We start from the raw sequence: 24,439 nt of genomic DNA, 5'->3' as shown, positions 1-24,439 counted from the left end.
AGCCTCCACCTCAGTCCTGCTTGTCCTTGATGGCCTTGAGCAGCGCATCGATATCGCTGCGCCGCCCCTGGTCCGCCAACTCACGCCCTGGCCTTGCAGGCGCCTGCAAGGCTTTCTGCAAAGCCGCGGTGGCCTCCGGGTAGCGCTTTTGCCGGTACAGGTGATTACCCCAGAAGTAATTGCTGTCGATCCCATTGGGGTTGATCTGCAACGCCTTGCGCAGCAACTCGTCGGCCTTGTCGGCATCACCGAAACCGATCGGCCAGCCCGGCACCTGGTCGTACAACGTGCCCAGGCTGGTATAGGCGGACCCTTGCAGAGCGTTGGGGTCCAGCTTGATCGCCTGTTCCAGGCTGGCTTTCGCCGCCTTGACCTTGCCCAGCGCTCCCAGCCCCCCGACCGCACCTGCCCAACTGCTGTTGATGATGCCTTCCCAGATCAACGGTTCAGGCGTGTCCGGGTAACGTCGAACGAACGTCGCCGCGTCGCCAGCAAGTGCTTCGAACGCATCGGCACGCTGGTCCTTGGGCAATTGGTACTGGATTTTCGCCCAACGTGACTGCAGGTCACTGAGCTGTTGGCTGCCGGCTTGATCCAGTGCCCAGGTGAACGGGGCGAATGCCAGCAGGCTGGCGATGAACAGGCGCTTCATTTGCTCGACTCCTTGGAATGGCTACCGATATACCGCCGGATCACCGGCAATTGCTTGCGCAGCGCACGATCGACGACCCCTGGCAACATGCCGTTGATGCGCACGAACAACTTCTCCGGCCAGCCCAGATAGAGCTCGCTGCGTTCGGACACCATGGCATCGAGCACGGCCCGAGCGACATCGGCGGGATCGTCCATGCCGACTTTCAGTGCCTGGTTGAGCGCCGTCGCGGCACTGCTGTTCATGCTCGTGCGGGTGGCCCGAGGCGCGGCATACACCACGTTCACGGTGGTGTCGGCCAACTCGCGGCGCAAGGCCTCGGAGAAGCCACGCAGCGCGAATTTGCTGGCGCAATAGCTGGTGTAACCCGGATAGCCTATCGAGCCATAGGTGGACCCGACATTGACCACCAACGCCTTGGGCTGGGCCCGCAGCAGCGGCAGACAGGCACGGGTCAACTGCAGCGGCGCCTTGAGGTTGATGTCCAGCAACTCGTCCAATGCGTACTCGTCCAGTTGATCGAGCAAGGCGAAACGATTGACCCCGGCGGCGTTGATCAGAACGTTGAACCCGCCCATTTCGCGGGCCCGACTGATGACTTCGTCACGGCCCTGCTGGCTGCGCAGGTCGGCGCTCTGCCAGCGCAGACGCTCCGGGTAGCGGTTCATCAGGCTTGCCAGTTTGCCAAGGTGCCGGCTCACCGCCAGCACCCGCGCCCCTGCGGCGCACAGTTGCTCGGCCAACTCCAGGCCGATGCCACCGCTGGCTCCGGTGAGCAACACCACCGATTCAGACAAACGCATGGTTCACCTCTGATTGGCCCGCACGCGGCAAGCCTTCGAACATCTCGGTATACAGCCGGTACACCACCTTGGCCGCGTGGATCACCGCCTGGTGGTCATCGACCGCCTCGAGCCGGTCCATCAGCCGCTTGTAGGTGACCATGTGGTCCTGGTCCAGGGCGCCATGGGAGCTGAGATAGCTGAACGCGGTGTCCGGAAGGCCGAGGCTGTTCTGGATCGCGCCGGCGGCATGGGTCGCCAGGGCGATGCTGGTGCCTTCGAGAACGTTGACCATGCCGAACAGCCCCACGGGGTTGCCGCGGGCGATCAGGTCATACAGATAGGCAACCATCAGTTCGATCGGCAAGCCGGGTCGGCCGTCACGCACCGCCTCCCAGTCGCCGCCGCAGGCCTTGATGTCGTTGAGGATCCACTGCTCGTGGCCATACTCTTCCTCGATGTATTCGCAAACGGCGCCGCGCAACCACTCCAGGCGTGTGGGCAGGCGCGCACCGCAGGCCATCATCAACGGTACGGTATGGCGCACATGATGGTAGGCCTGGGTCAGGAACGCGATGTAGCTTTCACGGCTGACCTGACCGGCCAGGGCTTCGCGTATCACCGGCACCTCGAACAGGGTTTGGCGTTCGTGACGGGTTTGCAATTGCAGGGTGTCGAAAAAGGACATGGCAGGCCTCACAACGGAATCTCGGACAACAAGGTATGGAATCGCTGCAGGATCGCCTCGCGTCGCGGGCGACCGTTGGCGGTCAGGGTGTTTTCGCCCGGGGACAGCGGGCCGGGCAGTCGCCGCCAGGCATGAACCCTGGCGTAGTCGGGCAGGCTCGCGTTGCAGCGCTGCACGGCCTGTTCGAGGGTGTCATCGCTTGCATCGGGGTCCAGCGGCCAGAGCAGTGCCAGATTGCGCGGCAGCCCTTCACCGTGGACGAAGGCCTGGGCGATCGCGCCGCTCTGGGTCAGTTCGGCTTCCACCCATTCAGGGTTGACGTTGCGGCCAAAGCTGGTGATGAACTGGTGCTTCTTGCGACCGTTCAGGTACAGGTAGCCATCGTCATCCAGGTAGCCCAGGTCGCCCGTAGCCCACCAGGCCGACGACACCGGTGGCTCCCCCAGGTAGCCAAGCAGCACCGAACCTGCGACCAGGACCTCACCATCCTCGGCGATACGCACCTGCACATGGGGCAATGGCTGGCCGACACTGCCTGGGCGTACCGCCCCCGGGCGATTGAGCGCCACTACCGATGCACATTCCGAGAGCCCGTAACCTTCGAACACGGGTAACCGCAGGACCTCGGCCCGGGCCAGCAAGCTGGGCGATACCCGAGCGCCGCCCACCGCGACGAAGCGCAACGCGCCAACCCGCATCAAACCGTGCTCGATCGCCGTCACCAGCCCCATCAACAGTTGCGGCACCAGAATCAGGCTCTGCGCCCCGCTCAGGGCGATGGCGCCCAACAAACGCTTGAAGTCGACCTGGCTGGCCCCGCCCATGCCCAGTTCTGCCTGGGGATACGACAGCACGCTGGCGCCCGCCATCAAGGCGGCATATACGCCCAGGTTCTCCAGCAGAACGCCCAGCGGCAGGACCGTGAGATGGCGCTGTGGCTGACTTGGCCGACTGGCCAGGTGCAATTCATAGGCGACCCGCAACATGCTGTCCGCGCTCAGGCAAACGCCTTTGGGCGTACCTGTGCTGCCGGAGGTGTAGGTGATCTTGGCGGTGCCTTCAGGCAGTGCCACCGGTGTCTCGAGCGTGCGCTCCCAGAATGCATCCTGCTTCATGAAGCCAAGCTGCTCGAGCATTTCGTCCCACGGAGCGTGGCAGACGATCTGGCATGCGCCACTCTGTTCGATGCAGTGCCGGACCTGGGACAGACTGAAGAACGGCGGCACGATCACGCAGGCCCGTCCCGAGACCAACGCCGCCAGGTCCCAGAACAGCAATTGCGGCCCGTTATCCAGTGCCAGCAGCAACGCACCTGGCCGTCGCTGGCGCAGTGTTTCAGCGCGCAGTTCCACCTCAGCGAGCAGTTGCTTGTAGGTGAACCGCTCGTTCGAGCCCTGGACCGCCAGCGCATCGCCCTGCTCACGGGCATGGGCGAACAGCAGTCGCCTGAAACGCTCAAGCTCATGGGACATGGACGGTCTCCTGGCACACGGTGGTCGCGCGCAGACACCGAAGGGCGCCGGTTCCAAGCTCAAGGCAGCCAGGCAAGGGTATGGATTCAGGCAAGTCGTGGGTCATGAAACTCCCCCCGTTTGGGTTGGTGAGGGGAGTATCCGAGCTGAATCTTAAGGCAATCTGAAGTGCTGACCCGGGCGATGCTTACGCTCGCTCATTGACCTCACGGGGCAGCACGAAACGCTTCGACGGCGTTGAACAGCAACATGCCGACCAGCATCGCGGCCACGAACAGCCAGGCCTGCCAGTGACCTGCAGGCAACAACACCAGGGCCGGCCCGGGACAGACGCCCGCCAGCCCCCAGCCAACGCCGAATACCAGGCTGCCGCCGATCAGGCGGCGGTCCAGATCGCGCCGGGTGGGCAACTGCATCTTGCCACCGAGCAACGCCACGTCGTGCCGACGCGCCCAGGCCATGGGCAACAATGCGGCACCGATGGCACCGACCATGACCAAGGCCAGTGACGGATCCCAGCGCCCGGCAAGGTCGAGAAAGCCCAGCACCTTGGCAGGGTTGGCCATGCCTGACAGCAACAAGCCCAGGCCGAACAGCAGTCCTGCCACGAAGGCCATGATCCGTTTCATGTCACGCTCCTCTAAGCAAATGCCGGATGACGTACACGGTGGCGAAACCCGCAGCCATGAAACACACCGTGGCCAGCGCCGACCGGGGCGACAGCCGGGACAGGCCGCACACTCCGTGACCACTGGTGCAGCCACCGCCATAACGGGTACCCACGCCGACCAGTAGTCCAGCCGCCATCAGCGACCAGGGCGTGGCGCTGAAATCAACGACAGGCATCGCCGAGAACGCTTGCCAGAGCATCGGCGCGGCCAGGATGCCAAGCAAAAAGCACAGCTTCTCGCCCCGCCCCTCCCCTGCGCGCTGCAGCAACGACGCCAGCAAGCCGCTGATGCCAGCGATGCGCCCATTCGCCACCACGAACATTCCCGCCGCCAATCCGATCAGTACGCCACCGGCCAAAGCCGACCAGGGCGTGAATGCGCCCATGTCAACGACCATCTCGCTCTCCTTATCCTACCTGTGGCAAGATTCTGAACCTCTCTACCAGCTGTGTTCAATCGCTGAACACCGACGCGTCACTGCTGTCAGGCGCCGCGACGGGCGCCGGCTGAGCCAGTGCCCGCCGCGATGCCCGCACATCGCACAACCGTTCGATAACCGCACAAATTCCGCGATTCCCTCTCTACTTGTCGCCCTCTCTGCGGCAGGCTATAGCGCAAGTCGACAGACATTTTCCAAGCGCTGACTGGCCCTGTCTTTTCACCGCACGCCGGCCAGTTCGACAATCCATACTCCAGGAAGAACCAGGAGCTCGCTTTGATCAATAAAACATTCGAGTCCATCGCCAGCGCGGTGGAAGGCATTAAAGACGGTTCGACCATCATGGTCGGTGGCTTCGGCACTGCCGGCATGCCGTCCGAGCTCATCGATGCCCTGATCGACACCGGTGCCCGCGATCTGACCATCATCAGCAACAACGCCGGCAACGGTGAAATCGGTCTGGCCGCCCTGCTCAAGGCGGGCAGCGTGCGCAAGGTGGTCTGCTCGTTCCCGCGCCAATCCGACTCCTACGTCTTCGACGAGTTGTACCGGGCCGGCAAGATCGAGCTGGAAGTGGTACCGCAAGGCAATCTGGCCGAGCGTATTCGCGCAGCCGGCTCGGGCATCGGTGCGTTCTTCTCGCCAACCGGTTACGGCACCCTGCTGGCCGAAGGCAAGGAAACCCGTGAGATCGACGGTCGCCAGTACGTCCTGGAAATGCCGCTGCACGCCGACTTCGCCCTGATCAAAGCCTACAAGGGCGACCGCTGGGGCAACCTGGTCTACCGCAAGGCCGCCCGCAATTTCGGCCCGATCATGGCCATGGCAGCCAAGACTGCCATCGCCCAGGTCGACCAGATCGTCGAGCTCGGCGAACTGGACCCGGAACACATCATCACGCCGGGTATTTTCGTTCAGCGCGTGGTCGCCGTTTCCGGGGCTGCCGCATCTTCGATCGCCAACGCTGTCTGAGGCCTGCCATGACCATCACCAAAAAACTGTCCCGCACCGAGATGGCCCAGCGCGTGGCCGCAGACATCCAGGAAGGCGCCTACGTGAACCTGGGCATCGGCGCCCCGACCTTGGTCGCCAACTACCTGGGCGACAAAGAAGTGTTCCTGCACAGCGAGAACGGCCTGTTGGGCATGGGCCCGAGCCCTGCGCCGGGCGAGGAAGACGATGACCTGATCAACGCCGGCAAGCAGCACGTGACCCTGCTAACCGGTGGCGCCTTCTTCCACCACGCCGACTCGTTCTCGATGATGCGTGGCGGCCACCTGGACATCGCCGTCCTGGGCGCCTTCCAGGTATCGGTCAAGGGCGACTTGGCCAACTGGCATACCGGCGCCGAAGGCTCGATCCCTGCCGTGGGCGGTGCGATGGACCTCGCCACCGGTGCCCGTCAGGTGTTCGTGATGATGGACCACCTGACCAAGACCGGCGAGAGCAAGCTGGTGCCTGAGTGCACCTATCCGCTGACCGGCATCGGTTGCGTCAGCCGCATCTACACCGACCTGGCCGTGCTGGAAGTGACGTCCGATGGGCTCAAGGTGATCGAGATCTGCGCTGACATCGACTTCGATGAGCTGCAACGGCTCAGTGGTGTGCCGCTGTACATGTAAACGGCGCAGCGTCGAACAGGTGCCGCTGGCCGACTGGCCAGCGGCACTTGAATTACCCCCTCTTCAAAGCTCCGCCCTCACGCCCCTGCCCCACCACGCTGGTCTGCTCAGGCAGCGCCGTGACCTTGATCGCACGCACCGGCACGGCGAACCTGGCGCCAATACGGGAGAATCGTTCGAGCAAGCCGAAATTGATGCCTTGCTGAATGTCCATGTACAGGTTGTAGCCAGGGTCTTGAACGATGTAGACGCACTCGAACTCCAGCGCCTCCTTGCCAAAGCCACGCAGGTGGGCGCGGTCGAAGCGAACCTGATCCTGCGCCTTGATGACCTCTTCGACGATGGCGGGCGCCTTTTTCACGGCTTCGGTGGGTGTGTCATAGGACAAACCGAATTCGAAGACGATACGCCGCTCCTGCAGGCGTTTGTAATTCTGGATAGTGCTGCTGATCATGCTGGCGTTGGCCATGACGATCTGCTCGCCGCCGAGGCTGCGGATTCGTGTGGTCTTGAGCCCGACGTGCTCCACGGTGCCTGCCAGCGGGCCGATGACGATGAAGTCTCCCACCTCGAAAGGCTTGTCTACTGCAATCGACAGCGAAGCGAACAGGTCGCCGAGAATGTTCTGCACAGCCAGTGCCACCGCGATGCCGCCTACGCCCAGGCTGGCCACGAAGGCCGTGATGTTCACGCCCAGGTTGGACAACATGGCCAAGGCCACCACCGACCAGAGCAGCACGCGAGCGCCCCAGGCCGACAACGTCGCCAGCGCACTGCCCTGGTAGAGCCCGTCGCCGCCGTGGCGGGAAAAATAGCGGGCCAGGCCCAGGGCGATCGCACGGTTCAACCACAAACCGATCTGTAGCGCCGCCACCACGAACCACAGGCTGCCGACACGGCTCAACCACCGTTCGGGCAGGTCGAGCAGTCCCAACCCGACCAACAGCGACGCCAGCAGCAACAGCAGGTTGCTGGTGCCCGCCAGCACCTGGGCCAGCACTTGGTTGAATGCGCCGGTATGCCGTATCCGACGCTTGAGGAAGCCAACGGCCGTGCGCGCCAACAAGAAAGTGGCGGCGGCAGCGCACAGGGCTACCAGTACGTTGAGTACGGAAATACCGAATACCGTGGTGTGGGTAATGGTGTCGATGATGCGATCATTCATGGTGGGCAGGCCTCCTGATGCTCCTCGGATGATTGACGGTACGCTGCATCTGACGCCGCACAGGCCCAGGAGGTCGATCGGATTTGCTCGCCATCGCGATCTATCTTCTCCTTTACGCGTTTTTTACTCGACATTGGCGCAGATCCGTCAATACTGCGCGGCATATCCCGAATGAGCTCGTTCGATGCCACTCCCTGCGTTGCGTTTCATTGGCTTCATCATTGGTGTTTTCCTGATCACGCTGGCCGTCAGCATGGTGATTCCCATGACGACGCTGTTGCTCTATGGTCGCAGCGATGACCTCGGTGCCTTCGCCTGGTCGAGCCTGATCGCCCTGTGCGCCGGCGTCGCCCTGATCGCCCGCGGCATCCCCGAGGCACCGCAGATAAGGGCCAGGGACATGTATTTGCTGACCACCGCTAGTTGGGTCACCGTCTGTGCTTTCGCCGCGTTGCCGATGGTGTTCATTCGCCATATCAGCTACACGGATGCCTTCTTCGAAACCATGTCGGGCATCACCACGACCGGATCCACCGTGCTGACGGGGCTCGACACAGCGTCACCAGGCCTGCTGATCTGGCGCTCGCTGCTGCACTGGCTGGGGGGCATCGGCTTCATCGGCATGGCCGTCGCGATTCTGCCGCTGTTGCGGGTCGGTGGTATGCGCCTGTTCCAGACCGAGTCTTCGGACTGGTCGGACAAAGTGACACCGCGCTCCCACGTTGCGGCCAAGATGATCCTGCTGATCTACCTGGCAATCACCGGATTGGGCTTCGTTGCCCTGTGGCTCGCCGGAATGACGCCGTTCGACGCCATCAATCATTCGATGTCGCTGGTCTCGACCGGCGGCTTCTCGACCTCCGACGCATCGCTCGGGCACTGGACCCAACCGGCAGTGCACTGGGTGGCCGTGGTGATCATGATTCTCGGCAGCCTGCCCTTCACCCTGTATGTGGCGACCCTGCGCGGGCATCGACGGGCTTTGCTCAAAGATCACCAGGTCCGCGGCTTCCTGGGTTTTCTGCTGTTCGTCTGGGTCACGGTCGGCAGCTGGCTGTGCTGGCACAGCGACCTGAGCTGGTGGGACGCATTCCGGGTCGTGGCGGTCAATGTGACCTCGGTGGTCACCACCACCGGCATTGCCGTCGGTGACTACACCCTCTGGGGCGGGTTTGCAGTCATGCTGTTCTTCTACCTGACCTTCATCGGCGGATGCTCAGGGTCGACAGCCGGTGGCTTGAAGATTTTCCGCTTTCAAGTCGCTGCATCGCTGCTGATCGGCAGCTTGAAGCAGTTGATCCATCCTCGGGCGACGATTTCGAAGAAATACAACGGTCATCCGATCGACGAAGAAATCGTGCGGTCGCTGCTGACCTTTTCGTTCTTCTTCTCCATCACCATTGCGGTGATCGCCCTGCTGCTGTCGTTGATCGGGCTTGACTGGACCACCGCCCTGAGTGGCGCAGCCACCGCCGTCTGCAACGTTGGACCTGGCCTGGGCGAACTGATTGGCCCCGCCGGCAACTTTGCCTCGCTGCCCGATTCGGCGAAGTGGCTGCTGACCATCGGCATGCTTCTGGGACGCCTGGAAATCCTCACCGTGCTGGTGCTGGTAGCCCCTGCGTTCTGGAGGTTCTAAGCGACTATGCGTGCCTTCACGCGACGTACCTGAGCAGCATCCATAGGCCCATGCCGAACATGATGAGGTTCTCGGTCAGGGAAATCGCCCCCAGCGGCACATTGCTGCTGCCGCCCACGCAGGCGCACTTGAGCTCGCGTTTTTCGATGTACACGGCGCGAAACACCGAGACCGCGCCCACACCGCCGAGCACCATCGCTAGCGGACCGGATAACCAACTGAGCCAGCCCGCCACCATGAGCAGCCCCGCCAGCGCCTCGCCGTAGGGATAAACGTAGGCATAAGGCACCCAGCGCTGAGCGAGCAGGTCGTAACCCAGAAACATGTTGCTGAACGACTCGACGTCCTGAAGTTTCAGCATCGCCAGCAGCAACATGGTGATAGCGAAGAACCCCTGCACCAGCCAGGCCAGACCGAACTGCCCCACCCCCATCAGCGCCAGTACCCCTGCCAGCAACAAGGCACACAGGAACACCGTCACGACAGGGCGATACCGATTGGCTTGCGCACTGCCTTTGCCTAAATGCTGACGAAGGTCATCGTAGCCACCGATGCGCTGGTGATCTATCCAAATCTGCGGCGTGGACTTCACGCCTTCGCGCTCCTTGAACCTGTCCGTCTCCTCGCGAGTCCTCAGCCAGTTGTCTTCGACTTCGTAGCCAGCCTGGGTCAGTAGATATTTTGATTTGAGCCCGAACGGACACACGTGCTCGGGCATCACCATGCGGTACAACACGGCCTCTTTCTCGGCCATCAGCGGTCTCCTCGTCAACCAGGGCAGTTACGTCAGTGGAGTGACGTCTGCCGGATTGGTTGAGCTTGAGTCAGCGTTGAGCGATGAACGGACCGATTGAGGCCAAGGACGACACAAAAACTTGTACAAGATAATTGTGCGCGTACAAGTTTTATCCTAGTCTTCAGCTATACCTGTACAACCTGGCATGGTTGTACAAGAATGTCTGGAGTCTCGCATGTCCGACTATCTCCAACGGTTCGCCCAGCGCTTCGCCAGTCTCGACGCCAGCACGCTCGATGACCTGGGCAACCTGTACGATGAAAACGTCACCTTTCGTGACCCCCTGCATGAGTTGAAGGGCCTTCAGGCCCTGCGGGGATACTTCGACCAGTTGTACGCCAACACCCACGACATCCGCTACGCCATCCTCGGCGCCGATGAGCTCAGTCCCGGCCAAGGCTACCTGCGCTGGTCCCTGCAGTTTCGCCACCCGCGCCTGGCCAGCGGCCAGCCGATCCAAGTGCAAGGTTGCAGCTACCTGCAATGGCGTGACCGGGTGCACTTCCATCAGGACTATTTCGACGCTGGCGCGTTGCTTTACGAGCATGTCCCGGTCATGGGCAGTGCCATCCGCTGGCTCAAGGGCCGCCTGAAATGAGCCGCTGCTGGTTGACCGGCGCCAGTAGCGGCATCGGCGCTGCACTGGCTCAGAGCCTGCTGGAAAGCGGCCACCAAGTGGCGCTGGGCAGCCGCCGGGCCGACCGTCTCACTGCCCTGGTCGAGCAGTTTCCCGGACAGGCGTTGCTGGCCATCGGCGATCTCGATAGGCCCGAGCAGGTGACCGACATCGCCAGACGCATCGAACAGGCTTGGGGCGCACTGGATCTGGTGATTCTCAACGCAGGCACGTGCGAGTACCTCGAGCCTGGGCATTTCGACCCGGCCCTGGTCGAACGCGTGATACGCACCAATTTCCTGGCCGTCAGCCATTGCCTGGGCGTTGCCCTACCCTTGTTGCGCGCCGGGCATGCACCGCATCTGGTGGTCATAGGCAGTTCGGTGACTTGGCTGGCCTTGCCCCGCGCCGGTGCCTATGGCGCCTCCAAGGCCGCCGTGCGTTACCTGGTGGAGTCCTTGCGTATCGACCTGGCGCATGAAGGCATCGATGTCACCCTGATCAGCCCGGGTTTCGTCGACACCCCGCTGACCCGCCGCAACGACTTTCCCATGCCGCAGATATGGTCGGCGCAACGCGCCGCCCAGCATATCGCCAGGCGATTGCCGCGCCGGCCCCTGGAAATCAACTTCCCCGGCGCTTTCACATTGCTGTTGCGCCTGCTCGGGGCGTTGCCGCCACGGCTGCGCCTGGCCCTGGGCAAGCGTCTGGCACGTGCGGAACAGGAGTGACGAAGCATGCGCATCGCCATCATCGGTAGCGGCATCGCAGGGCTGACCTGCGCCTACCTGCTGTCGCGCAAACATGAGGTCACGGTGTTCGAGGCCGAGCGATGGATCGGCGGGCACACCCATACCCTCGATGTCGACTGGCAGGGCCAACGCTATGCCATCGACACGGGCTTCATCGTTTTCAACGACTGGACATACCCAAATTTCATACGCCTGCTCGATCAGCTCAACGTTGCATCGCAACCGACGCAGATGAGCTTTTCGGTGCATGACCCGCGCACCGGCCTGGAATACAACGGTCATGACCTCAATACACTGTTCGCGCAACGGCGCAACCTGCTGTCACCGGGGTTCTGGGGCATGTTGCGCGATATCCTGCGCTTCAACCGACAGGTGATCACCGACCTGGACAACCAACGTATCGATCCGACCACCACCTTGGGCGCCTACCTGCTCGCCCAAGGCTACGGCCATCGCTTCATCGAGCACTACATCGTACCGATGGGTTCGGCGATCTGGTCGATGTCGCGCGCCGACATGCTCGCCTTCCCGCTGCGCTTCTTCGTGCGTTTCTGCCGCAACCATGGCTTGCTGTCGGTGAACGATAGACCTCAATGGCGGGTCATCCAGGGCGGCTCGCGCAGCTATGTGGAACCGCTGTGCCGAACCTTCGCCGAGCGCATACGTCTCGGCTGCAAGGTCGAGCGAGTCAGCCGCGACGAAGCCGGTGCCACCGTCGTCAGCACCGCCGGCATCGAACGCTTCGACAGCGTGGTCTTCGCCTGCCATAGCGAACAGGCCCTGGCCATGCTGCAAGCGCCGACCGCCCAGGAGCGTGCCGTATTGGGTGGCATCGGCTACGCCGACAATGACGTCGTCCTGCACACCGACACCCGGCTGCTCCCTCAACGCAAACTGGCTTGGGCGAGCTGGAACTACCGCCTGGGTGCAGCCGAGAACGCCCCGGCTGCGGTCACTTACAACATGAACCTGCTGCAGGGGCTGAAAGCGCCGGTGACCTTCTGCGTCAGTCTGAACCAGACCGCCCTGATCGACCCGACGCAAATCATCGCCCGCTTGCGCTACGCCCACCCGCAATACACCCTGCGCGCTTCGGCGGCGCAAGGGCGCAAGGCCCAGTTGCAGGGGCATCTGAACAGCTACTTCTGCGGTGCGTATTGGGGCAATGGCTTTCATGAAGACGGGGTGGTCAGCGCGTTGCAGGTCGCTGGCCATTTTGGCGAGCAGCTGTGAACAGCGCACTTTGCGTAGGCTGGCTCAGCCACCGCCGCCTGGTCCCCAAGGTCCACGCGTTTACCTACCACATGGGAATGTTCTATCTGGACCTGGACGAACACGCCGCTTGGATGAGCCTCTCGCGCGGGCTCAGGCCCTGGCGCCTGGCACCGCTGAGCTGGCGCGAAACCGACTACCTGCCCGCCTTGACCGGTCGCGGCATGCCGCTGGCTCAGGCCGCACGCTCGCTGGTCTGCCAGGCCCTCGGCCAGACGCCCGAGGGGCCGGTGCACCTGCTGACGCAATTACGTTGCTGGGGGCTGTCGTTCAACCCGGTCAGCTTCTACTTCTGCCACGACGCCGACCAGCGACTGGCCGCGATCCTGCTGGAAGTACGCAATACCCCCTGGCGAGAACGCTTCCACTACGTGTTGCCGGTCCAGGGCGAACTGTCCACGTCGTTCACCCTGGCCAAGGCCTTTCATGTGTCACCGTTCATGCCGCTGGACATGGAGTACCGCTTGACCTTGCGCATGGACGCCGACCAGCTGCGCATCCACATGCAGAACTGGCAGGACGGGCAGAAGGTATTCGACGCCACGCTCAACCTGCAACGCCAACCGCTTACCCGACAGGCGTTACGGCACTACATCCTGACGTTTCCCTGGATGAGCCTGCGCACCGTCTCAGGCATCTATTGGCAGGCGCTGCGCCTGTTGCTCAAACGCGTACCCGTCCATGACCATGCCGAACGCCGGGGCGATCTGGTGGTTGGCCAACCCTGCGAGGACCCCGATCATGCCCAACACCACCCTGAGCGCTAGCAAGTCATCCGGTCTGGCACCGCGGCTCGGGACCCTGGCCCGAACCCTCGTCCTGGCCCAACTGGGCAAGCTGCGCCACGGCCATCTGCGCGTGCTCAGCCATGGCAGGCAGTGGAGCTTCGGCGATGCTGCCAGCCCTTTGCAGGCCGAAGTGGAAATCCTCGATGAAGCCGCCTGGAGCCTGTTGGCAGGCAATGGCTCGATCGGCGCCGGCGAGGCCTATATCCAAGGCTACTGGCGCAGCCCCGACCTCGCCTTGGTGACACGTCTGTTCGTAGCCAACCTCGCTGTCCTGGACGCCCTTGAAGGAGGACTGGCACGCCTGGGCCGCCCGGCGTTGCAACTGTTTCATCGGTTGCACCGCAACAGCCGGCACGGCGCGCGGCGCAACATCCTGGCGCACTATGACCTGGGTAATGCCTTGTTCGAACAACTGCTCGACCCGACCATGATGTATTCAGCCGCCCAGTTCGAGTACCCCGAACAGCCACTGGAACAAGCCCAGTTGCACAAACTCGAACGCATCTGCCAAAAGCTCGAACTGCGCCCCAGCGACCACCTGCTGGAGATCGGCTGCGGTTGGGGCAGCCTGGCCATCCATGCCGCCACCCGCCACGGCTGTCGGGTCACCACCACCACGCTGTCGGAAGCGCAGTACGCCTATACCTTGCAGCGCGTGCGGGCCATGGGTCTGGAGGCACAGGTGACGGTGCTGCGCGACGACTACCGTGACCTGAAGGGCAGCTTCGACAAACTGGTCTCCATCGAGATGATCGAGGCCGTGGGCCACCGCTACCTGCCGATCTACTTTCGCCAATGCGCCGCACGGCTCAAGCCCGACGGGCTGATGTTGTTGCAGGCGATCACCATGCGTGACCAACGCTACGCCCAGGCCCGACGCTCGGTGGACTTCATCCAACGCCATATCTTCCCCGGCGGAGCCCTGCCCTCGCTGAGCGTGATGCTGCAGACTGCCAGCCGCGAGACAACGCTCAACCTGGTGCACCTGGAGGACTTCGGCGCGGACTACGCACGGACCCTGCGCCATTGGCGCGACAACCTGCGCCAGGCACGCACCCGCTTGAGCCAGCTGGGATACGACGATGCCTTCCAGCGCCTGTGGGAGTTCTACCTGTGCTACTGCCAGGGAGGATTCGAAGAGCGGGCCATCGGTGTGGCCCAATTGCTCTGGGCAGCGCCCCAGGCCCGGCGGGCGCCCTTGCCTGAGCCGCGATGAGCAGCACTCGGTGGCTACTGGCCAATGCCTTGTGGTTGCAGGCCGGCTGGTGGCTGTGCGTGCTCGGCGCCCAGCGCCCCTGGCTGTTGTCGCTGGTCGCGCTCGGGCTGGGCATTCACTTGTACCTGAGCCCGGCCCGGGGGAGCGAGGTCGCGGCACTGTGGCGGGTCGCATTGGCAGGCTGTGTACTCGATAGCCTGCTGGGCGCGCTGGGCCTTTTCGCTTTCGTCGCCTGGCCGCTGCCACTCTGGCTCGCGTTGTTGTGGCTGGTGCTGGCCAGCGGTCTGCGCCATAGCCTGGCCTGGACAGGCTGGCCATTGTGGCGCGGCGCCCTGGTCGGAGGGATGGGTGGGCCAGGGGCATACGTGGGCGGTGCCGGGCTGGCAGGTGTCGATTTGCCCCTCGGCCCATTGCCGACCGCTCTATGTCTGGTGCCGATCTGGGCACTGGCGCTACCGTTGCTGGCACGCCTGGCGGCACACCAAGGCCGCTGAAAGCTGATCTAGCGTGCTCAGTTACAGCTAGCGGCGCTGGGCGTGCGCCGGAAGAACAAGGTGACCTGGCCGACTTCCACGCCCAATTTGCTCATGCGGGTACGGTTGATCAGGGTGTCTTCGTCCATCAGGAACATCCAGTCATCCATGTCCATCTGCCAGTGCCGCCCGTCGACCGGCAGGTCCAACTGGTAACGCCAGCGCAGGGCATTGCCCGCCACCTCACCGCGTGCTTCGCCGATCACGTCCCCCGCGGTGCCGCGCCAGCGTCCGGGGCCGTCCGGCACCAGTGTCCAGACCCGTTGTTGGCGAGTCCCATCGCTGTACACGAAACGCTCATCGAGAATCAAGCGCTCTCCCTCTCGACGGCTGCCTATGCACACATGAAAGCGCTTGACCACCTCTCCAGAGCGCTTCTGAAACATGCCCCAGGCCTGCACCGGCTGCGAGAAGAACGCAGCCAGGTCGAGCGCCGGTCGCTCGCCTGCATAACGCTCGACGCCGACATTGCCACAGCTTCCCAACAGCAGGCAGGTTACCAACAGCAGTGCTCTGGACATGTTTACACTCCTCAGTCGCCGCCGGCCTGGCCGAGCAGGCGCAGGCGCAGTTGCGTATCCCTGGCCCGGGGATCGAGCCAGATAGCGAAAAACGCCCGGGCGAACAGCGGATCGTCGACCACCTGGGTCAGCCTGCCATCGACATAGAAACGACATCCCTGCCCCGGTCGATACACACCCGTGATGCGCATGCCTGGGGTGACCTCGACGAAAGCGCCAGCGAGCCTTTCGGACCAGGCATCGATCTGCGCTTGTGTCACCCTACCGCGGTTCAAACGGCGGATTTCCTCGACACTGGCCTTGACCAAGGTGTCGCGGGAGAGGGACCGGTGGTAGCGCAGTTCGAGCGCGAACGGCTGCTGCCAGTCGTGTACCGGACCAACGGTCCACAGCCTGGCGCTGTAGACCCGCAGGCCGAACCAGGTGAAGTCGCCACTGCCGAGGAGCTGCGCCGTGGGCATCGCCGATCGCCAATCGGCGGCTGCCGGTTGCGCGAACACCAGAAACAGCAATAGCCAGATGCAGCGAGCAGGTTGCGCCATGCTGACCTCGAACGCCTTGAATATTGTACAAAGATAGTTTTCTGTACAGCTTTATTCAAGCGTTGCACAGACGCTATGGCGATAGCCGGTGCAGCCTTCAGCGCCGGTCCAGATAGCGGTACAACGCGCCCTCCGGGCAGGAATGCGCTTGACCATGGCATAACTGAGAGGGTTCAGATGGGCATGACCGATCAAGGCGTCGTTGCATGCGCCTCCTCCGGGAGCAGGTCGAACTGCTCCAGGCAACGTTGCTCATCGGCCGGTGTCAGTGCCTTCAAACCGCTCACTTCCTGCAGGGGCGTGTCGAACAACGCCAGACGAATCACCCCGTTGCGATCGAGAAAGGTTTGCGCCAGGCAGGTACACACCGGCTTGCCGATCAGTGCCGAGAGCTGCTCGTCCTCCGGGGACTGCACCTGACCCTGCAGGCTCGCCTCGCAGTGGTCGACGATCTGTGCCACGGAGCGCCCAGCCAGCCACACAGTACCCGCTCCCAGCACAGCCAGCAGCAGCAACGTGGCCAGCAATGCGTTGGATTCCCGTGCGACCGCGCGCAGAAACGCCAGCCTGTCCTGCCAAGTGCTCTGTTCACTGGTGAAGATGGCCTTGCCCACCGTGCGTTTGACGCCTCGCTGCACCGCCCAACCCAGTGCCGCGCTCAAGGCCAGCAAGGCCAACAACACCACCGGGTCGCGCATGGGCAGGCGCCAGGTCGGTGTCAGGTGTCTGTAGACGGCGGTCGCTACCAGCAGGGCGACGATGGCCACGATCCAGCCCAGACTGCCCCTGGGTCGATGCATCCAGGCCCGCAACCTGGCCCGAGCTTGTGTATTCATGGATACCTCCCGCGCTGGCTCAGCGCACAGGGTCGATGGCAACCGTTTCCTGATAGTCAGGTACGCACACCTGCCAGCCGAGTTCGAGGCTGATACGCCGGCGCAGGGTATCGGCAGCATGAGGTTCGCCGTGAATGACGTAGGTCTGCCGGGGCGGCCGGCTGAACCCTCGCAACCACTCCATGATCTCGTCGGCGTCAGCATGGGCAGAGAGGTTCTCCATGGCATGCACCTGCGCCCGGATGGGCACGTCCTCGCCTTGCAGGCGCACGCTGTGGGCGCCCGCGACGATGTCGGCACCGCGCGTGCCGCCGGCCTGGAAGCCTGAGAAAAGAATGCTGTTGCGTGGGTTGGGCGCCAGCGCCTTGAGGTGGTGCAGTACCCGCCCACCTGTGGCCATGCCACTGGCAGCGATGATCACCGCCGGCTCGCGCAACTGATCCAGGTGCCGGGATTCGTCGACCGTGCGGACGATCCGCGTGCCCTGGCACATCGAGGCGCACTCTGCCGCGCTCAGACGATGCTCGCTCCGGAAACGCAGGTACAGTTGCGTGGCATCGGTGGCCATCGGGCTGTTGAGATAGACCGGAATATCCGGGATCAACTTGTCGCGCTTGAGTTTGTAGAGGTAGTACATCAGCAATTGCGCCCGGCCAACGGCAAAGGACGGAACCAAGGTGATGCCATGGCGCAGGAGCGTCTGATTGATGACCTGGGCCAGGTATTGCTCGGTGGACTCTGCAGGATGCAAGCGATCGCCGTAGGTGGATTCAACCAACAGTACGTCAGCCGTCCGAACCAACTCCGGCGCGCGCATGATCGGGTCCTGCGGGCGCCCCAAATCGCCCGAGAAAACCACGGTCTGACCTCCCGCGCAGATCTGCACGGTCGCCGCGCCAAGAATGTGTCCGGCACTGCGCAACAGCAATTCGATACCCTCGGCGATAGGCGTGGTCTGGTGCAGCTCCACCGGGCGAAACAGCTCCAACGCACGTTTGGCGTCCTCTTCGGTATAGAGCGGGCGCGCCGGCGAATGCTTGGAGTAGCCGTGGCGGTTGGCATGCTCTGCCTGTTCCTCCTGCAACCGGGCACTGTCGAGCAGCAGGATCTGCGCCAAGGCGCAGGTTGCCGCAGTGGCATAGATGGGCCCGCGGTAGCCTTCACGGACCAGCACCGGCAGATAGCCGCTGTGATCGAGGTGGGCGTGGGTCAGCACCACGGCGTCGAGCGCCCGCAGGGTGGCGGGCAAAGGCTCCCAGTTACGCAGACGTAGCTGCTTGAAGCCCTGGAACAGTCCGCAGTCGACCAGTATCCGCGTCGTATCGTGGGTCAGCAGGAATTTGCTACCGGTCACGGTCCCGGTGCCGCCGAGAAATGTCAGGTGCATGGCTAGGCCTCCCAGATACCGGCCAGATCAGGGTGAACCGCGAAGATGCTGCACGGCGGCCGTCCGACGAGGCGTTCGGTGGTGTCGCCGAGCAGTTTGTCCAACCCTTTGGGCTGCACCACCCCCATCACGACCGCATCGATATCCAGAGCCTGCACCTGTTCACGGATCACCTGCACCGGGCCACCTTCGACGAAATGGCGACGGTCCAGGGCCACCCCTTCGGCGTCTGCCAGCGCGTCGAAAGGCTCCTGTAACGCCTTGCGCATCTCTTCGATCCAGGCCTGAGTCACGTTCATGTCCGAAGCGAACACCCCGGCGAGGTTGTAGGCGCAGAGCAGGTGCAACTGTGCATCACACTGCAAGGCCAGGGCCTGGGCAGCGCGTACCAGCCCCTGGTTGAAGCGCTCCTGGGTTGCAGGCGCCTCGCTGAAGGCGGTGTCCACGGCAACCAGGATGCGCCGAGGCAATGACACGGCAGCCTGCGGCACGAACTGGGTGATGCCCTTGAAGCTTCGCATCAGCGCGCAATCGAGCGGAGTGCCGAACAGCCGCATCAAGGCAGAGGCGGTTTCGCTGTCCTTGATGACCATGTCAGGCTGTAGCTCGCCGATGTAGTCGATGGCCTGGCTGCGGATGTCCTCTGCGCTGAGGCTATCGACCGTCAGCACGATGCCGCTGGCGCGGTGCCGGTCGACCAGCTTCGCCAACTGGATACGGTAGCGCTCGTACTGGCGCTCGATATCGGCCTCGTTCAGCCGCTCCTCGCGCAGCAGATGCTCTTCGCTTGGCTCGAACAGGCCCAGCACGTGGACGCTGGCGCCGCTGACATGCGCCAGGGCCAAGGCCCGGCGCAGCGCGGCCGAGTGGGGATCGACCTCGGTGAGCAACACCAGCAACTGTCGATATTGACCCATGATGGACCTCCGGATACGGGCGACGGGAATGCGCTGGGAACGATATTCCGCGCCAATGTCGGATGCCGCTTGATGCAGATCAGAAATCCACCACCCATCCTCAGTTTGACGTTTGTCAGAACCGAACCGGCGCTTCACGTTACAACAGCAGCACCAGGCATCGATCCGGCAACCGGGAGGCGACATGAACGGGCATCCGACTGACCAGGCAGAAGCGTGCGAGCACTGGGTCGAAAAGCTGGACGACGGCTCGGCAGTACTGATCCGCCCGCTGCGCGAGGAAGACCACGAACGGGACAAGCGCTTTCTGAGCACGATCGCTTACGAGTCGCGCCGCTTTCGCTTCATCGCCGGGCTCAGCGGCGGCTTGCCGAGCCTGGACACGCAATGCATGCCGGTGGACTACCACCAGCGCATGGCCTACGTCGCACTGGCGCATGTCGACGGCAAGCTGCAACAGGTCGGCGTCAGCCGCTATGCCGGCATCCCGGGCAGTCCACGCTGCGAATGCGCGGTGGCGGTGAGGGAAGATTGGCAGCGCAAGGGCCTGGGCAGGCACCTGCTGCAACACCTGATCGCCGCTGCGCGGCGCAACGGCTACCACTACATGATGTCCAGGGACCTGGCGAACAACTACGCCATGCACCGACTGGCCAAGGGGCTGGGCTTCAGCTCGAGCTATGTGGGGGGTGACGTCAGCGAGATCCTGCACGAACTCGACCTGCGCCCCGGAAGACAAGGCCCTTGCGGGCCTTGAACTCAACCCTGGGAACGTTCCGGGGAAATCACCAGCACACTGCTGGACAACCGATGCAGCACCCGCTCGGCGGTGCTGCCGATGAACCAGTCGATGCCGCGGTGGTGATAACTGCCCATGACCAGCACATCGATGTCGTTGTTGTCCATGTACAGGGCCAGCACCTTGGCTGGGTCGCCGATGCGCATGTGTCGATGCTCGACGGCGATGCCATTGCGTTCGGCGAGCGCCTGGAATGCATCGCTTTGGGCCTCATGGAGGGTCTGGGCGAGGTTCGAGTCGAACAGGAACGAGTGCTCGCGGCTACCGCCGGCGTCCAGGTACATGGAGCCGAGGTCGTAGGCATATAACAAGTCGATCTGGGCATTGCACTGCAACGCCAGTTTCAGCGCTTCGCTGATGATCTGGTCGTTGAAACCTTCGAACTGATCCTCCGGTCTGGACAGGTCCACGGCCGCCAGAATCCTGCGCGGCAGCGCATGGCTGGCCTTGTGCACCAGGTGCAGGGGGACGCGGGTTTCGCGCAAAAGCTGGATATCCAGCGAGGTGAACATGGCCCTCACCCACCAAGGCTCATGCTCGAACTCCTTGATCAGCATGGCGAATGGTTGCTCGCGCAGATGCACCAGGATCTCGTTCAAGGGATGCTGCACCCATACCACTTCGGTGGTCACCGTGACGCCATTGCGCCGCATCGACAGCGCCTGGCTTTCCAGCCACTCACGGTGTTGTTGCACATATCCTTCGCGCATCACCGCCAGTGCCTGGTCGTTGACCAAGCCTGCGGTGGCCAGCCCTTCCAGGTAATCGAACGCCACGATGTGCAGTGCCATGCCCTTGGCCTTGGCCAGCGCGGCAGCGCGGTCATAGACAGGGGTTCGGCGCATCAGCGGGGATACGATCAGCAGCAGTCTTTGTGGAGTTTGCATGGCACACCTCAGCGGTTGGGGTACGTACCTTGAGCATCTGCCACCTTTGCCCTGCGTATTTGATGTTTATCAATTGCCGCCCGCAGCGGACCAGCGGCATGGACCTTGGCAAGAGAATTTGACGCGGATCAAAGCGAGGCAAATTAGTCGGCGCACGCTGTCCCCATGTCACCAACGGTTCCATCGCAGGCCAACGGGGTGACCAGGCCCTGAGTCCTACCCGCTGGCGGCAGGGATGCCTTCGTTTTGCCGTGTTGCAGATACCTTGCTCATGCATGCTCTGGAGGCTCCGATGAACGTCTACGTCGAGAACGACACCGAACAAAAGCGCTGGTGGGTCCGCATGGATGACTGGCGGGTGGCTTTCAGCACAGCTGAAGAGGCCGAACTGTTCGTCGAACGTCTGAACAACCGGCTCAATGCCCCTCACTCGCGGGACAGGCTGGCAGATGGGTCGCCCCGCAACGGCGTAGCCGATCACCGATGTGCGAAGGAGGCATGACCATGACTGGCCAACTGAAGGTCACGCTCCTCGAACAGCCCGCCGCATCCCGCGCGGCAAAGCCGATACACCTGAAACCGCTGGCGGCCCTGTGCAGAGACTGCCGCGTCAGCGGCCTGTGCTTGCCTACCGGACTACCGATACACGACAACAGCTGCCTGGGCGCCTTGATCGGACCGCGCGTGCGCGTGCGCAAAGGCGCCGCACTGTTCAATGCCAACGATCCCTTGACCATGCTCTACGCGGTGCACTGCGGCAGTTTCAAAACCAGCCTGAATACCGCCGAAGGGCAAGGTGTGGTAATCAACTTCTGGATGCCTGGCGACGTGCTCGGCCTCGACGCCATTGCCACCGAGCGGCATGTCTGCGATGCGATCGCCTTGGAAGACAGCGAGGTCTGCCCGGTGCCCTACCGCCGCTTGCAATCCCTGGCCCGCGACTTTCCTGTCCTGCAACAGAGCCTGAATCGCCTGATGAGCCGGGAAATCGTGCGCGAACACGAGCGTGTACTGATGCTCTGCAACCTCACCGCCGAACAGCGGCTGGCCAGCTTTCTGGTCGGGCTGTCCAGGCGCTTTGTCAGCCGAGGCTACTCGGCCCACGGCTTCCTGCTGCGCATGTCGCGCGAGGATATGGCGTCGTACCTGGGCCTGCGCCTGGAAACCGTGTGCCGGTCGGTGGCCCGGCTGCGCGCGCTTGGCATCGTCAGCCTGCGCGGCAGGCTGGTGGAGATTCTCGACATGCCTGCGCTGCTTGCCCTCGAACAAGGTAGTGGCGAGTCTGCACACGAGGACTCCCTGAAGGCACCATGCTTGACACCTTGAATGTCAGCCACGGCGCCGTATCCTTGGCGCGATGTGGCTGGGGCTGGTGATGCACTGACTGGCATCGAATACGCCAAACAGGCCGTTTCCATGGACGCGACGACAAGCTTGGTAATCAATCGCGCATGAACCCCCCATCGACGTCCATGATTTCTCCGGTCACGAACCCGGCTTCGGCGGACGCCAGGAAGCATACCGCAGCAGCGATATCCCGAGGCGTCCCGGCCCGCCCCAGCGGCATCTGCGCCAGGACCTGGGCTCTGGCTTGGGGCGCCAACGAACGGGTCATTTCAGTGTCGGTCAGCGCCGGCGACACAGCGTTAACGGTGATGGCGTAAGGCCCAGCTTCGCGCGCCAGGCCCTTGGTCAATGCTATGACCGCACCCTTGGCCGCCGCGTAACAACTGTTGCCCAACAGTCCGCCACCGCGCTTGCCGGCTACCGAGGCAATGTTAATGATGCGTCCGCTACGCCGCGCCATCATGCCCGGCAAAACCGCTTTCGCGCAGAAGAACACGCTGTTCACGTCGATGGCCATCACCCGATTCCACTCCGCCGTGGTCAGCTCCAATAGTGGAGCGGTAGACACTATCCCCGCGTTGTTCACCAGGATATCGACGCCACCCAACTGCGCCTCGACCTGATCGAGCATCGCTTTCACCTGCGCCTCATCGGCCACATCCGCACCTACGCCTACCGCCTCGACCCCGTGCTCACGCAAATGAGCCGCGGCCTGTTCGGCAGCCTCAGGATCCAGATCGCACAGGGCAACGCGAGCGCCGCCAAGGCCCAGAGCCACGGCGATGGCATGGCCAATGCCGCGAGCGGCGCCGGTGACCAGTGCGGTGCGCCCGGACAAAGTGAAGTTCAGTGCAGCTTGCACGCCAGTGTTGCTCATTGTCGTCATCCCTTGGAAAGGTCGTAACCAGGCGCACCCTCTGGATCGCAGAGAGCGTTGCTCGAATGTGCAAAGAGAAAGCTCAGGCGGTGCCGTAGGCACCGAGAGCCAGTTGCTCCTTGAGCGGCGGGATATCCAGCCGGCGCATTATCCGGTACAGCGAAGGCCGGCATATGCCCAGCTCACGAGCGGCGGCCGACATGTTCCAGCGACAAGCCTGCAGGGTGTCGAGCACGTCTGCGCGCTCATCGCCCTGTCGTACCTGGCGGCGAATCGGCGTGATGGTGGCAGGCAATCGCCGGCTAGTCTCACGCTGGAAGGGTTCGCATTGATCGAGAAAGTCGAGTGGTAGATCGCTGAGCTGAATGCGTGAGCCTTCCTTCACCGCGCAGGCATAGCGCACCACCGCCCGCATCTGGCGCAGATTGCCCGGCCATGGATGCGCCATCAGCAATGGCCAGACTTCACTCAACACCTGTCGCGGATCACAGTCCGGCAACTCGAAGGCGACCATGTTGTATAGCAATTCACCGCGGTCCTTGCGCTCACGCAGCGGCGGCAGCTGCACCACACCCGTGGCAATGCGATAGAACAGATCTTCGCGGAAGCTGCCCTCGGCCACCCGTGCCGCCAAGTCTTGGTGAGTGGCGCACACAAGGGCAAAGTTCACCGGCACGCTTCGCTCCGCGCCCAATGGGGTCACTTCGCGCTCGGCGATCACCCGCAACAGGCGGGTCTGTTGCTCGAACGGCATGTCGCCGATTTCATCGAGAAACAGCGTGCCGCCATCAGCCTGCTGCACCTTGCCCTTCTTTCCTCCCGGCAGCGCACCGGAGAAGGCGCCCCGGCTATAGCCAAACAACTCGCTTTCGATCAGCGTCTCGGGGATGGAGGCGCAGTTGAGCGCCACCAGCTCGGCCATCCGGCGCTGGCTATGGGCATGCAGGGCGCGCGCGAGGATCTCCTTGCCTGTGCCGGTTTCGCCGCGGATCAAGACAGCGATACCGCGCTCCATCAGACGCAACGCCCGGCGGAATGCCTGGCGCACCAACGGGTCGCTGTCATGGGCGATATCACATTCGGAGAGGGCAGGTAGGCTCGGATGAGCAGGATGAGTCGAAACGGTCATTAGCGTCACCTTTTTCTTGTTCTATAGCTTGTGACTATGCCGGCGGGCGGCGCTTGTGGCGCAGCCGGGGCCGAAGGGGTGTTGCAGAGTCACA

The 24,439-nt window shown here is 63.2% G+C and carries 28 protein-coding genes; 12 read left to right on the top strand and 16 right to left on the bottom strand.

The window, feature by feature from the left end; genetic code table 11:
- Nucleotides 1–10 precede the first annotated feature (10 nt).
- The 6 genes from E2H86_RS15055 to E2H86_RS15030 form a co-directional block, all read right to left on the bottom strand.
- Nucleotides 11–652 (bottom strand): hypothetical protein, encoded by a 642-nt coding sequence (locus E2H86_RS15055; RefSeq protein ID WP_133329154.1) that lies wholly within the window; start codon nt 650–652, stop codon nt 11–13.
- On the bottom strand, nt 649–1,455 hold the full coding sequence (locus tag E2H86_RS15050) for an SDR family oxidoreductase (protein ID WP_133329152.1): 807 nt from the start codon (nt 1,453–1,455) through the stop codon (nt 649–651). The genes E2H86_RS15055 and E2H86_RS15050 overlap by 4 nt, the downstream gene beginning before the upstream one ends.
- Complete coding sequence (locus E2H86_RS15045; RefSeq protein ID WP_133329150.1) at nt 1,442–2,122, bottom strand: TenA family transcriptional regulator; 681 nt, start codon at nt 2,120–2,122, stop codon at nt 1,442–1,444. Before E2H86_RS15045 ends, E2H86_RS15050 begins: the two co-directional genes overlap by 14 nt.
- Before the next feature lie 8 nt (nt 2,123–2,130).
- The gene (locus tag E2H86_RS15040; protein WP_133329147.1) at nt 2,131–3,594 is read right to left on the bottom strand and encodes an AMP-binding protein; all 1,464 of its coding nucleotides are present in this window, start codon (nt 3,592–3,594) and stop codon (nt 2,131–2,133) included.
- A 206-nt stretch (nt 3,595–3,800) separates the two neighbouring features.
- Complete coding sequence (locus tag E2H86_RS15035; RefSeq protein ID WP_133329145.1) at nt 3,801–4,223, bottom strand: DUF6691 family protein; 423 nt, start codon at nt 4,221–4,223, stop codon at nt 3,801–3,803.
- A gap of 1 nt (nt 4,224) precedes the next feature.
- Nucleotides 4,225–4,662, bottom strand: a complete 438-nt coding sequence (locus E2H86_RS15030) for a YeeE/YedE family protein (RefSeq protein WP_133329143.1) — start codon at nt 4,660–4,662, stop codon at nt 4,225–4,227.
- A gap of 318 nt (nt 4,663–4,980) precedes the next feature.
- Between E2H86_RS15030 and E2H86_RS15025 the strand changes: the two genes are divergently transcribed.
- Nucleotides 4,981–5,676, top strand: a complete 696-nt coding sequence (locus E2H86_RS15025) for a 3-oxoacid CoA-transferase subunit A (RefSeq protein ID WP_133329141.1) — start codon at nt 4,981–4,983, stop codon at nt 5,674–5,676.
- Between the two features lie 8 nt (nt 5,677–5,684).
- Nucleotides 5,685–6,326, top strand: coding sequence for a 3-oxoacid CoA-transferase subunit B (locus E2H86_RS15020; RefSeq protein ID WP_133329139.1), 642 nt, complete (start codon nt 5,685–5,687; stop codon nt 6,324–6,326).
- Between the two features lie 52 nt (nt 6,327–6,378).
- Here E2H86_RS15020 and E2H86_RS15015 read toward each other — a convergent pair whose 3' ends face one another.
- Entirely contained in the window at nt 6,379–7,491 is a 1,113-nt protein-coding gene (locus tag E2H86_RS15015) for a mechanosensitive ion channel family protein (protein ID WP_133329137.1), read from the bottom strand.
- Nucleotides 7,492–7,675: 184 nt separating this feature from the next.
- On the opposite strand from E2H86_RS15015, the gene E2H86_RS15010 reads away from it, so the two are divergent.
- Complete coding sequence (locus E2H86_RS15010; RefSeq protein ID WP_133329135.1) at nt 7,676–9,130, top strand: TrkH family potassium uptake protein; 1,455 nt, start codon at nt 7,676–7,678, stop codon at nt 9,128–9,130.
- Between the two features lie 16 nt (nt 9,131–9,146).
- Here the strand turns inward: E2H86_RS15010 and E2H86_RS15005 are convergent, their stop codons facing one another.
- Nucleotides 9,147–9,884: a MauE/DoxX family redox-associated membrane protein gene (locus E2H86_RS15005; protein ID WP_133329133.1), complete on the bottom strand. Its 738-nt coding sequence runs from the start codon at nt 9,882–9,884 to the stop codon at nt 9,147–9,149.
- Nucleotides 9,885–10,101: 217 nt separating this feature from the next.
- Between E2H86_RS15005 and E2H86_RS15000 the strand changes: the two genes are divergently transcribed.
- From E2H86_RS15000 to E2H86_RS14975, 6 genes are read left to right on the top strand one after another with little or no spacing between them, the layout of a single operon-like run.
- On the top strand, nt 10,102–10,524 hold the full coding sequence (locus E2H86_RS15000) for a nuclear transport factor 2 family protein (RefSeq protein ID WP_133329131.1): 423 nt from the start codon (nt 10,102–10,104) through the stop codon (nt 10,522–10,524).
- Nucleotides 10,521–11,273 carry an SDR family NAD(P)-dependent oxidoreductase gene (locus E2H86_RS14995; RefSeq protein ID WP_133329129.1) on the top strand — a complete coding sequence of 251 codons (753 nt, stop codon included), beginning with the start codon at nt 10,521–10,523 and terminating at the stop codon, nt 11,271–11,273. The genes E2H86_RS15000 and E2H86_RS14995 overlap by 4 nt, the downstream gene beginning before the upstream one ends.
- Before the next feature lie 6 nt (nt 11,274–11,279).
- Nucleotides 11,280–12,527, top strand: coding sequence for an NAD(P)/FAD-dependent oxidoreductase (locus tag E2H86_RS14990; RefSeq protein WP_133329127.1), 1,248 nt, complete (start codon nt 11,280–11,282; stop codon nt 12,525–12,527).
- Entirely contained in the window at nt 12,524–13,333 is an 810-nt protein-coding gene (locus tag E2H86_RS14985) for a DUF1365 domain-containing protein (protein WP_133329125.1), read from the top strand. Before E2H86_RS14990 ends, E2H86_RS14985 begins: the two co-directional genes overlap by 4 nt.
- On the top strand, nt 13,308–14,570 hold the full coding sequence (locus E2H86_RS14980; protein WP_133329123.1) for an SAM-dependent methyltransferase: 1,263 nt from the start codon (nt 13,308–13,310) through the stop codon (nt 14,568–14,570). The genes E2H86_RS14985 and E2H86_RS14980 overlap by 26 nt, the downstream gene beginning before the upstream one ends.
- Complete coding sequence (locus tag E2H86_RS14975) at nt 14,567–15,064, top strand: DUF2878 domain-containing protein (protein ID WP_133329121.1); 498 nt, start codon at nt 14,567–14,569, stop codon at nt 15,062–15,064. Before E2H86_RS14980 ends, E2H86_RS14975 begins: the two co-directional genes overlap by 4 nt.
- A 17-nt stretch (nt 15,065–15,081) precedes the next feature.
- On the opposite strand, the gene E2H86_RS14970 is transcribed toward E2H86_RS14975, so the two are convergent.
- The 5 genes from E2H86_RS14970 to E2H86_RS14950 all read right to left on the bottom strand — a co-directional run bounded on the left by E2H86_RS14970 (nt 15,082) and on the right by E2H86_RS14950 (nt 19,306).
- Complete coding sequence (locus E2H86_RS14970; protein ID WP_133329119.1) at nt 15,082–15,624, bottom strand: DUF3833 domain-containing protein; 543 nt, start codon at nt 15,622–15,624, stop codon at nt 15,082–15,084.
- 11 nt (nt 15,625–15,635) lie between these two features.
- Nucleotides 15,636–16,166: a chalcone isomerase family protein gene (locus tag E2H86_RS14965; protein WP_133329118.1), complete on the bottom strand. Its 531-nt coding sequence runs from the start codon at nt 16,164–16,166 to the stop codon at nt 15,636–15,638.
- A gap of 191 nt (nt 16,167–16,357) precedes the next feature.
- On the bottom strand, nt 16,358–17,002 hold the full coding sequence (locus E2H86_RS14960) for a hypothetical protein (RefSeq protein WP_230385412.1): 645 nt from the start codon (nt 17,000–17,002) through the stop codon (nt 16,358–16,360).
- A gap of 19 nt (nt 17,003–17,021) precedes the next feature.
- On the bottom strand, nt 17,022–18,389 hold the full coding sequence (locus E2H86_RS14955) for an MBL fold metallo-hydrolase RNA specificity domain-containing protein (RefSeq protein WP_133329115.1): 1,368 nt from the start codon (nt 18,387–18,389) through the stop codon (nt 17,022–17,024).
- A 2-nt stretch (nt 18,390–18,391) separates the two neighbouring features.
- Nucleotides 18,392–19,306 carry a universal stress protein gene (locus tag E2H86_RS14950; RefSeq protein WP_133329113.1) on the bottom strand — a complete coding sequence of 305 codons (915 nt, stop codon included), beginning with the start codon at nt 19,304–19,306 and terminating at the stop codon, nt 18,392–18,394.
- A gap of 184 nt (nt 19,307–19,490) precedes the next feature.
- Between E2H86_RS14950 and E2H86_RS14945 the strand changes: the two genes are divergently transcribed.
- On the top strand, nt 19,491–20,063 hold the full coding sequence (locus tag E2H86_RS14945) for a GNAT family N-acetyltransferase (RefSeq protein ID WP_133329111.1): 573 nt from the start codon (nt 19,491–19,493) through the stop codon (nt 20,061–20,063).
- A 2-nt stretch (nt 20,064–20,065) separates the two neighbouring features.
- Here E2H86_RS14945 and E2H86_RS14940 read toward each other — a convergent pair whose 3' ends face one another.
- Nucleotides 20,066–20,992 (bottom strand): universal stress protein, encoded by a 927-nt coding sequence (locus E2H86_RS14940; protein WP_133329109.1) that lies wholly within the window; start codon nt 20,990–20,992, stop codon nt 20,066–20,068.
- Between the two features lie 292 nt (nt 20,993–21,284).
- Between E2H86_RS14940 and E2H86_RS14935 the strand changes: the two genes are divergently transcribed.
- Both E2H86_RS14935 and E2H86_RS14930 read left to right on the top strand, forming a co-directional pair.
- Complete coding sequence (locus E2H86_RS14935; protein WP_133329107.1) at nt 21,285–21,494, top strand: hypothetical protein; 210 nt, start codon at nt 21,285–21,287, stop codon at nt 21,492–21,494.
- Between the two features lie 2 nt (nt 21,495–21,496).
- Nucleotides 21,497–22,318: a helix-turn-helix domain-containing protein gene (locus E2H86_RS14930; protein WP_133329105.1), complete on the top strand. Its 822-nt coding sequence runs from the start codon at nt 21,497–21,499 to the stop codon at nt 22,316–22,318.
- A 115-nt stretch (nt 22,319–22,433) separates the two neighbouring features.
- Here the strand turns inward: E2H86_RS14930 and E2H86_RS14925 are convergent, their stop codons facing one another.
- Both E2H86_RS14925 and E2H86_RS14920 read right to left on the bottom strand, forming a co-directional pair.
- Complete coding sequence (locus E2H86_RS14925) at nt 22,434–23,216, bottom strand: SDR family NAD(P)-dependent oxidoreductase (RefSeq protein WP_133329103.1); 783 nt, start codon at nt 23,214–23,216, stop codon at nt 22,434–22,436.
- 82 nt (nt 23,217–23,298) lie between these two features.
- Nucleotides 23,299–24,345, bottom strand: a complete 1,047-nt coding sequence (locus E2H86_RS14920; RefSeq protein WP_133329101.1) for a sigma-54-dependent Fis family transcriptional regulator — start codon at nt 24,343–24,345, stop codon at nt 23,299–23,301.
- Nucleotides 24,346–24,439 lie beyond the last annotated feature (94 nt).

It is taken from the genome of Pseudomonas putida, from assembly GCF_004357765.1.
Taxonomy (GTDB): Bacteria; Pseudomonadota; Gammaproteobacteria; order Pseudomonadales; family Pseudomonadaceae; genus Aquipseudomonas; species Aquipseudomonas putida_U.
The sequence above is the reverse complement of the archived record's forward strand: the minus strand, read 5'-3'. Positions and strand labels throughout refer to the sequence as shown.

What these genes read in the sequence shown, in the direction of transcription:
- E2H86_RS14965 (WP_133329118.1), bottom strand. Translation starts at nt 16,166, where the DNA reads ATGGCGCAACCTGCTCGCTGCATCTGGCTATTGCTGTTTCTGGTGTTC.
- E2H86_RS14945 (WP_133329111.1), top strand. Translation starts at nt 19,491, where the DNA reads ATGAACGGGCATCCGACTGACCAGGCAGAAGCGTGCGAGCACTGGGTC.
- E2H86_RS15015 (WP_133329137.1), bottom strand. Translation starts at nt 7,491, where the DNA reads ATGAATGATCGCATCATCGACACCATTACCCACACCACGGTATTCGGT.
- E2H86_RS14955 (WP_133329115.1), bottom strand. Translation starts at nt 18,389, where the DNA reads ATGCACCTGACATTTCTCGGCGGCACCGGGACCGTGACCGGTAGCAAA.
- E2H86_RS15050 (WP_133329152.1), bottom strand. Translation starts at nt 1,455, where the DNA reads ATGCGTTTGTCTGAATCGGTGGTGTTGCTCACCGGAGCCAGCGGTGGC.
- E2H86_RS14920 (WP_133329101.1), bottom strand. Translation starts at nt 24,345, where the DNA reads ATGACCGTTTCGACTCATCCTGCTCATCCGAGCCTACCTGCCCTCTCC.
- E2H86_RS14995 (WP_133329129.1), top strand. Translation starts at nt 10,521, where the DNA reads ATGAGCCGCTGCTGGTTGACCGGCGCCAGTAGCGGCATCGGCGCTGCA.
- E2H86_RS15030 (WP_133329143.1), bottom strand. Translation starts at nt 4,662, where the DNA reads ATGGTCGTTGACATGGGCGCATTCACGCCCTGGTCGGCTTTGGCCGGT.
- E2H86_RS14990 (WP_133329127.1), top strand. Translation starts at nt 11,280, where the DNA reads ATGCGCATCGCCATCATCGGTAGCGGCATCGCAGGGCTGACCTGCGCC.
- E2H86_RS15035 (WP_133329145.1), bottom strand. Translation starts at nt 4,223, where the DNA reads ATGAAACGGATCATGGCCTTCGTGGCAGGACTGCTGTTCGGCCTGGGC.
- E2H86_RS15040 (WP_133329147.1), bottom strand. Translation starts at nt 3,594, where the DNA reads ATGTCCCATGAGCTTGAGCGTTTCAGGCGACTGCTGTTCGCCCATGCC.
- E2H86_RS14930 (WP_133329105.1), top strand. Translation starts at nt 21,497, where the DNA reads ATGACTGGCCAACTGAAGGTCACGCTCCTCGAACAGCCCGCCGCATCC.
- E2H86_RS14960 (WP_230385412.1), bottom strand. Translation starts at nt 17,002, where the DNA reads ATGAATACACAAGCTCGGGCCAGGTTGCGGGCCTGGATGCATCGACCC.
- E2H86_RS15055 (WP_133329154.1), bottom strand. Translation starts at nt 652, where the DNA reads ATGAAGCGCCTGTTCATCGCCAGCCTGCTGGCATTCGCCCCGTTCACC.
- E2H86_RS15005 (WP_133329133.1), bottom strand. Translation starts at nt 9,884, where the DNA reads ATGGCCGAGAAAGAGGCCGTGTTGTACCGCATGGTGATGCCCGAGCAC.
- E2H86_RS15045 (WP_133329150.1), bottom strand. Translation starts at nt 2,122, where the DNA reads ATGTCCTTTTTCGACACCCTGCAATTGCAAACCCGTCACGAACGCCAA.
- E2H86_RS15000 (WP_133329131.1), top strand. Translation starts at nt 10,102, where the DNA reads ATGTCCGACTATCTCCAACGGTTCGCCCAGCGCTTCGCCAGTCTCGAC.
- E2H86_RS14975 (WP_133329121.1), top strand. Translation starts at nt 14,567, where the DNA reads ATGAGCAGCACTCGGTGGCTACTGGCCAATGCCTTGTGGTTGCAGGCC.
- E2H86_RS14925 (WP_133329103.1), bottom strand. Translation starts at nt 23,216, where the DNA reads ATGAGCAACACTGGCGTGCAAGCTGCACTGAACTTCACTTTGTCCGGG.
- E2H86_RS14980 (WP_133329123.1), top strand. Translation starts at nt 13,308, where the DNA reads ATGCCCAACACCACCCTGAGCGCTAGCAAGTCATCCGGTCTGGCACCG.
- E2H86_RS15010 (WP_133329135.1), top strand. Translation starts at nt 7,676, where the DNA reads ATGCCACTCCCTGCGTTGCGTTTCATTGGCTTCATCATTGGTGTTTTC.
- E2H86_RS14940 (WP_133329109.1), bottom strand. Translation starts at nt 20,992, where the DNA reads ATGCAAACTCCACAAAGACTGCTGCTGATCGTATCCCCGCTGATGCGC.
- E2H86_RS14935 (WP_133329107.1), top strand. Translation starts at nt 21,285, where the DNA reads ATGAACGTCTACGTCGAGAACGACACCGAACAAAAGCGCTGGTGGGTC.
- E2H86_RS15020 (WP_133329139.1), top strand. Translation starts at nt 5,685, where the DNA reads ATGACCATCACCAAAAAACTGTCCCGCACCGAGATGGCCCAGCGCGTG.
- E2H86_RS14970 (WP_133329119.1), bottom strand. Translation starts at nt 15,624, where the DNA reads ATGTCCAGAGCACTGCTGTTGGTAACCTGCCTGCTGTTGGGAAGCTGT.
- E2H86_RS14950 (WP_133329113.1), bottom strand. Translation starts at nt 19,306, where the DNA reads ATGGGTCAATATCGACAGTTGCTGGTGTTGCTCACCGAGGTCGATCCC.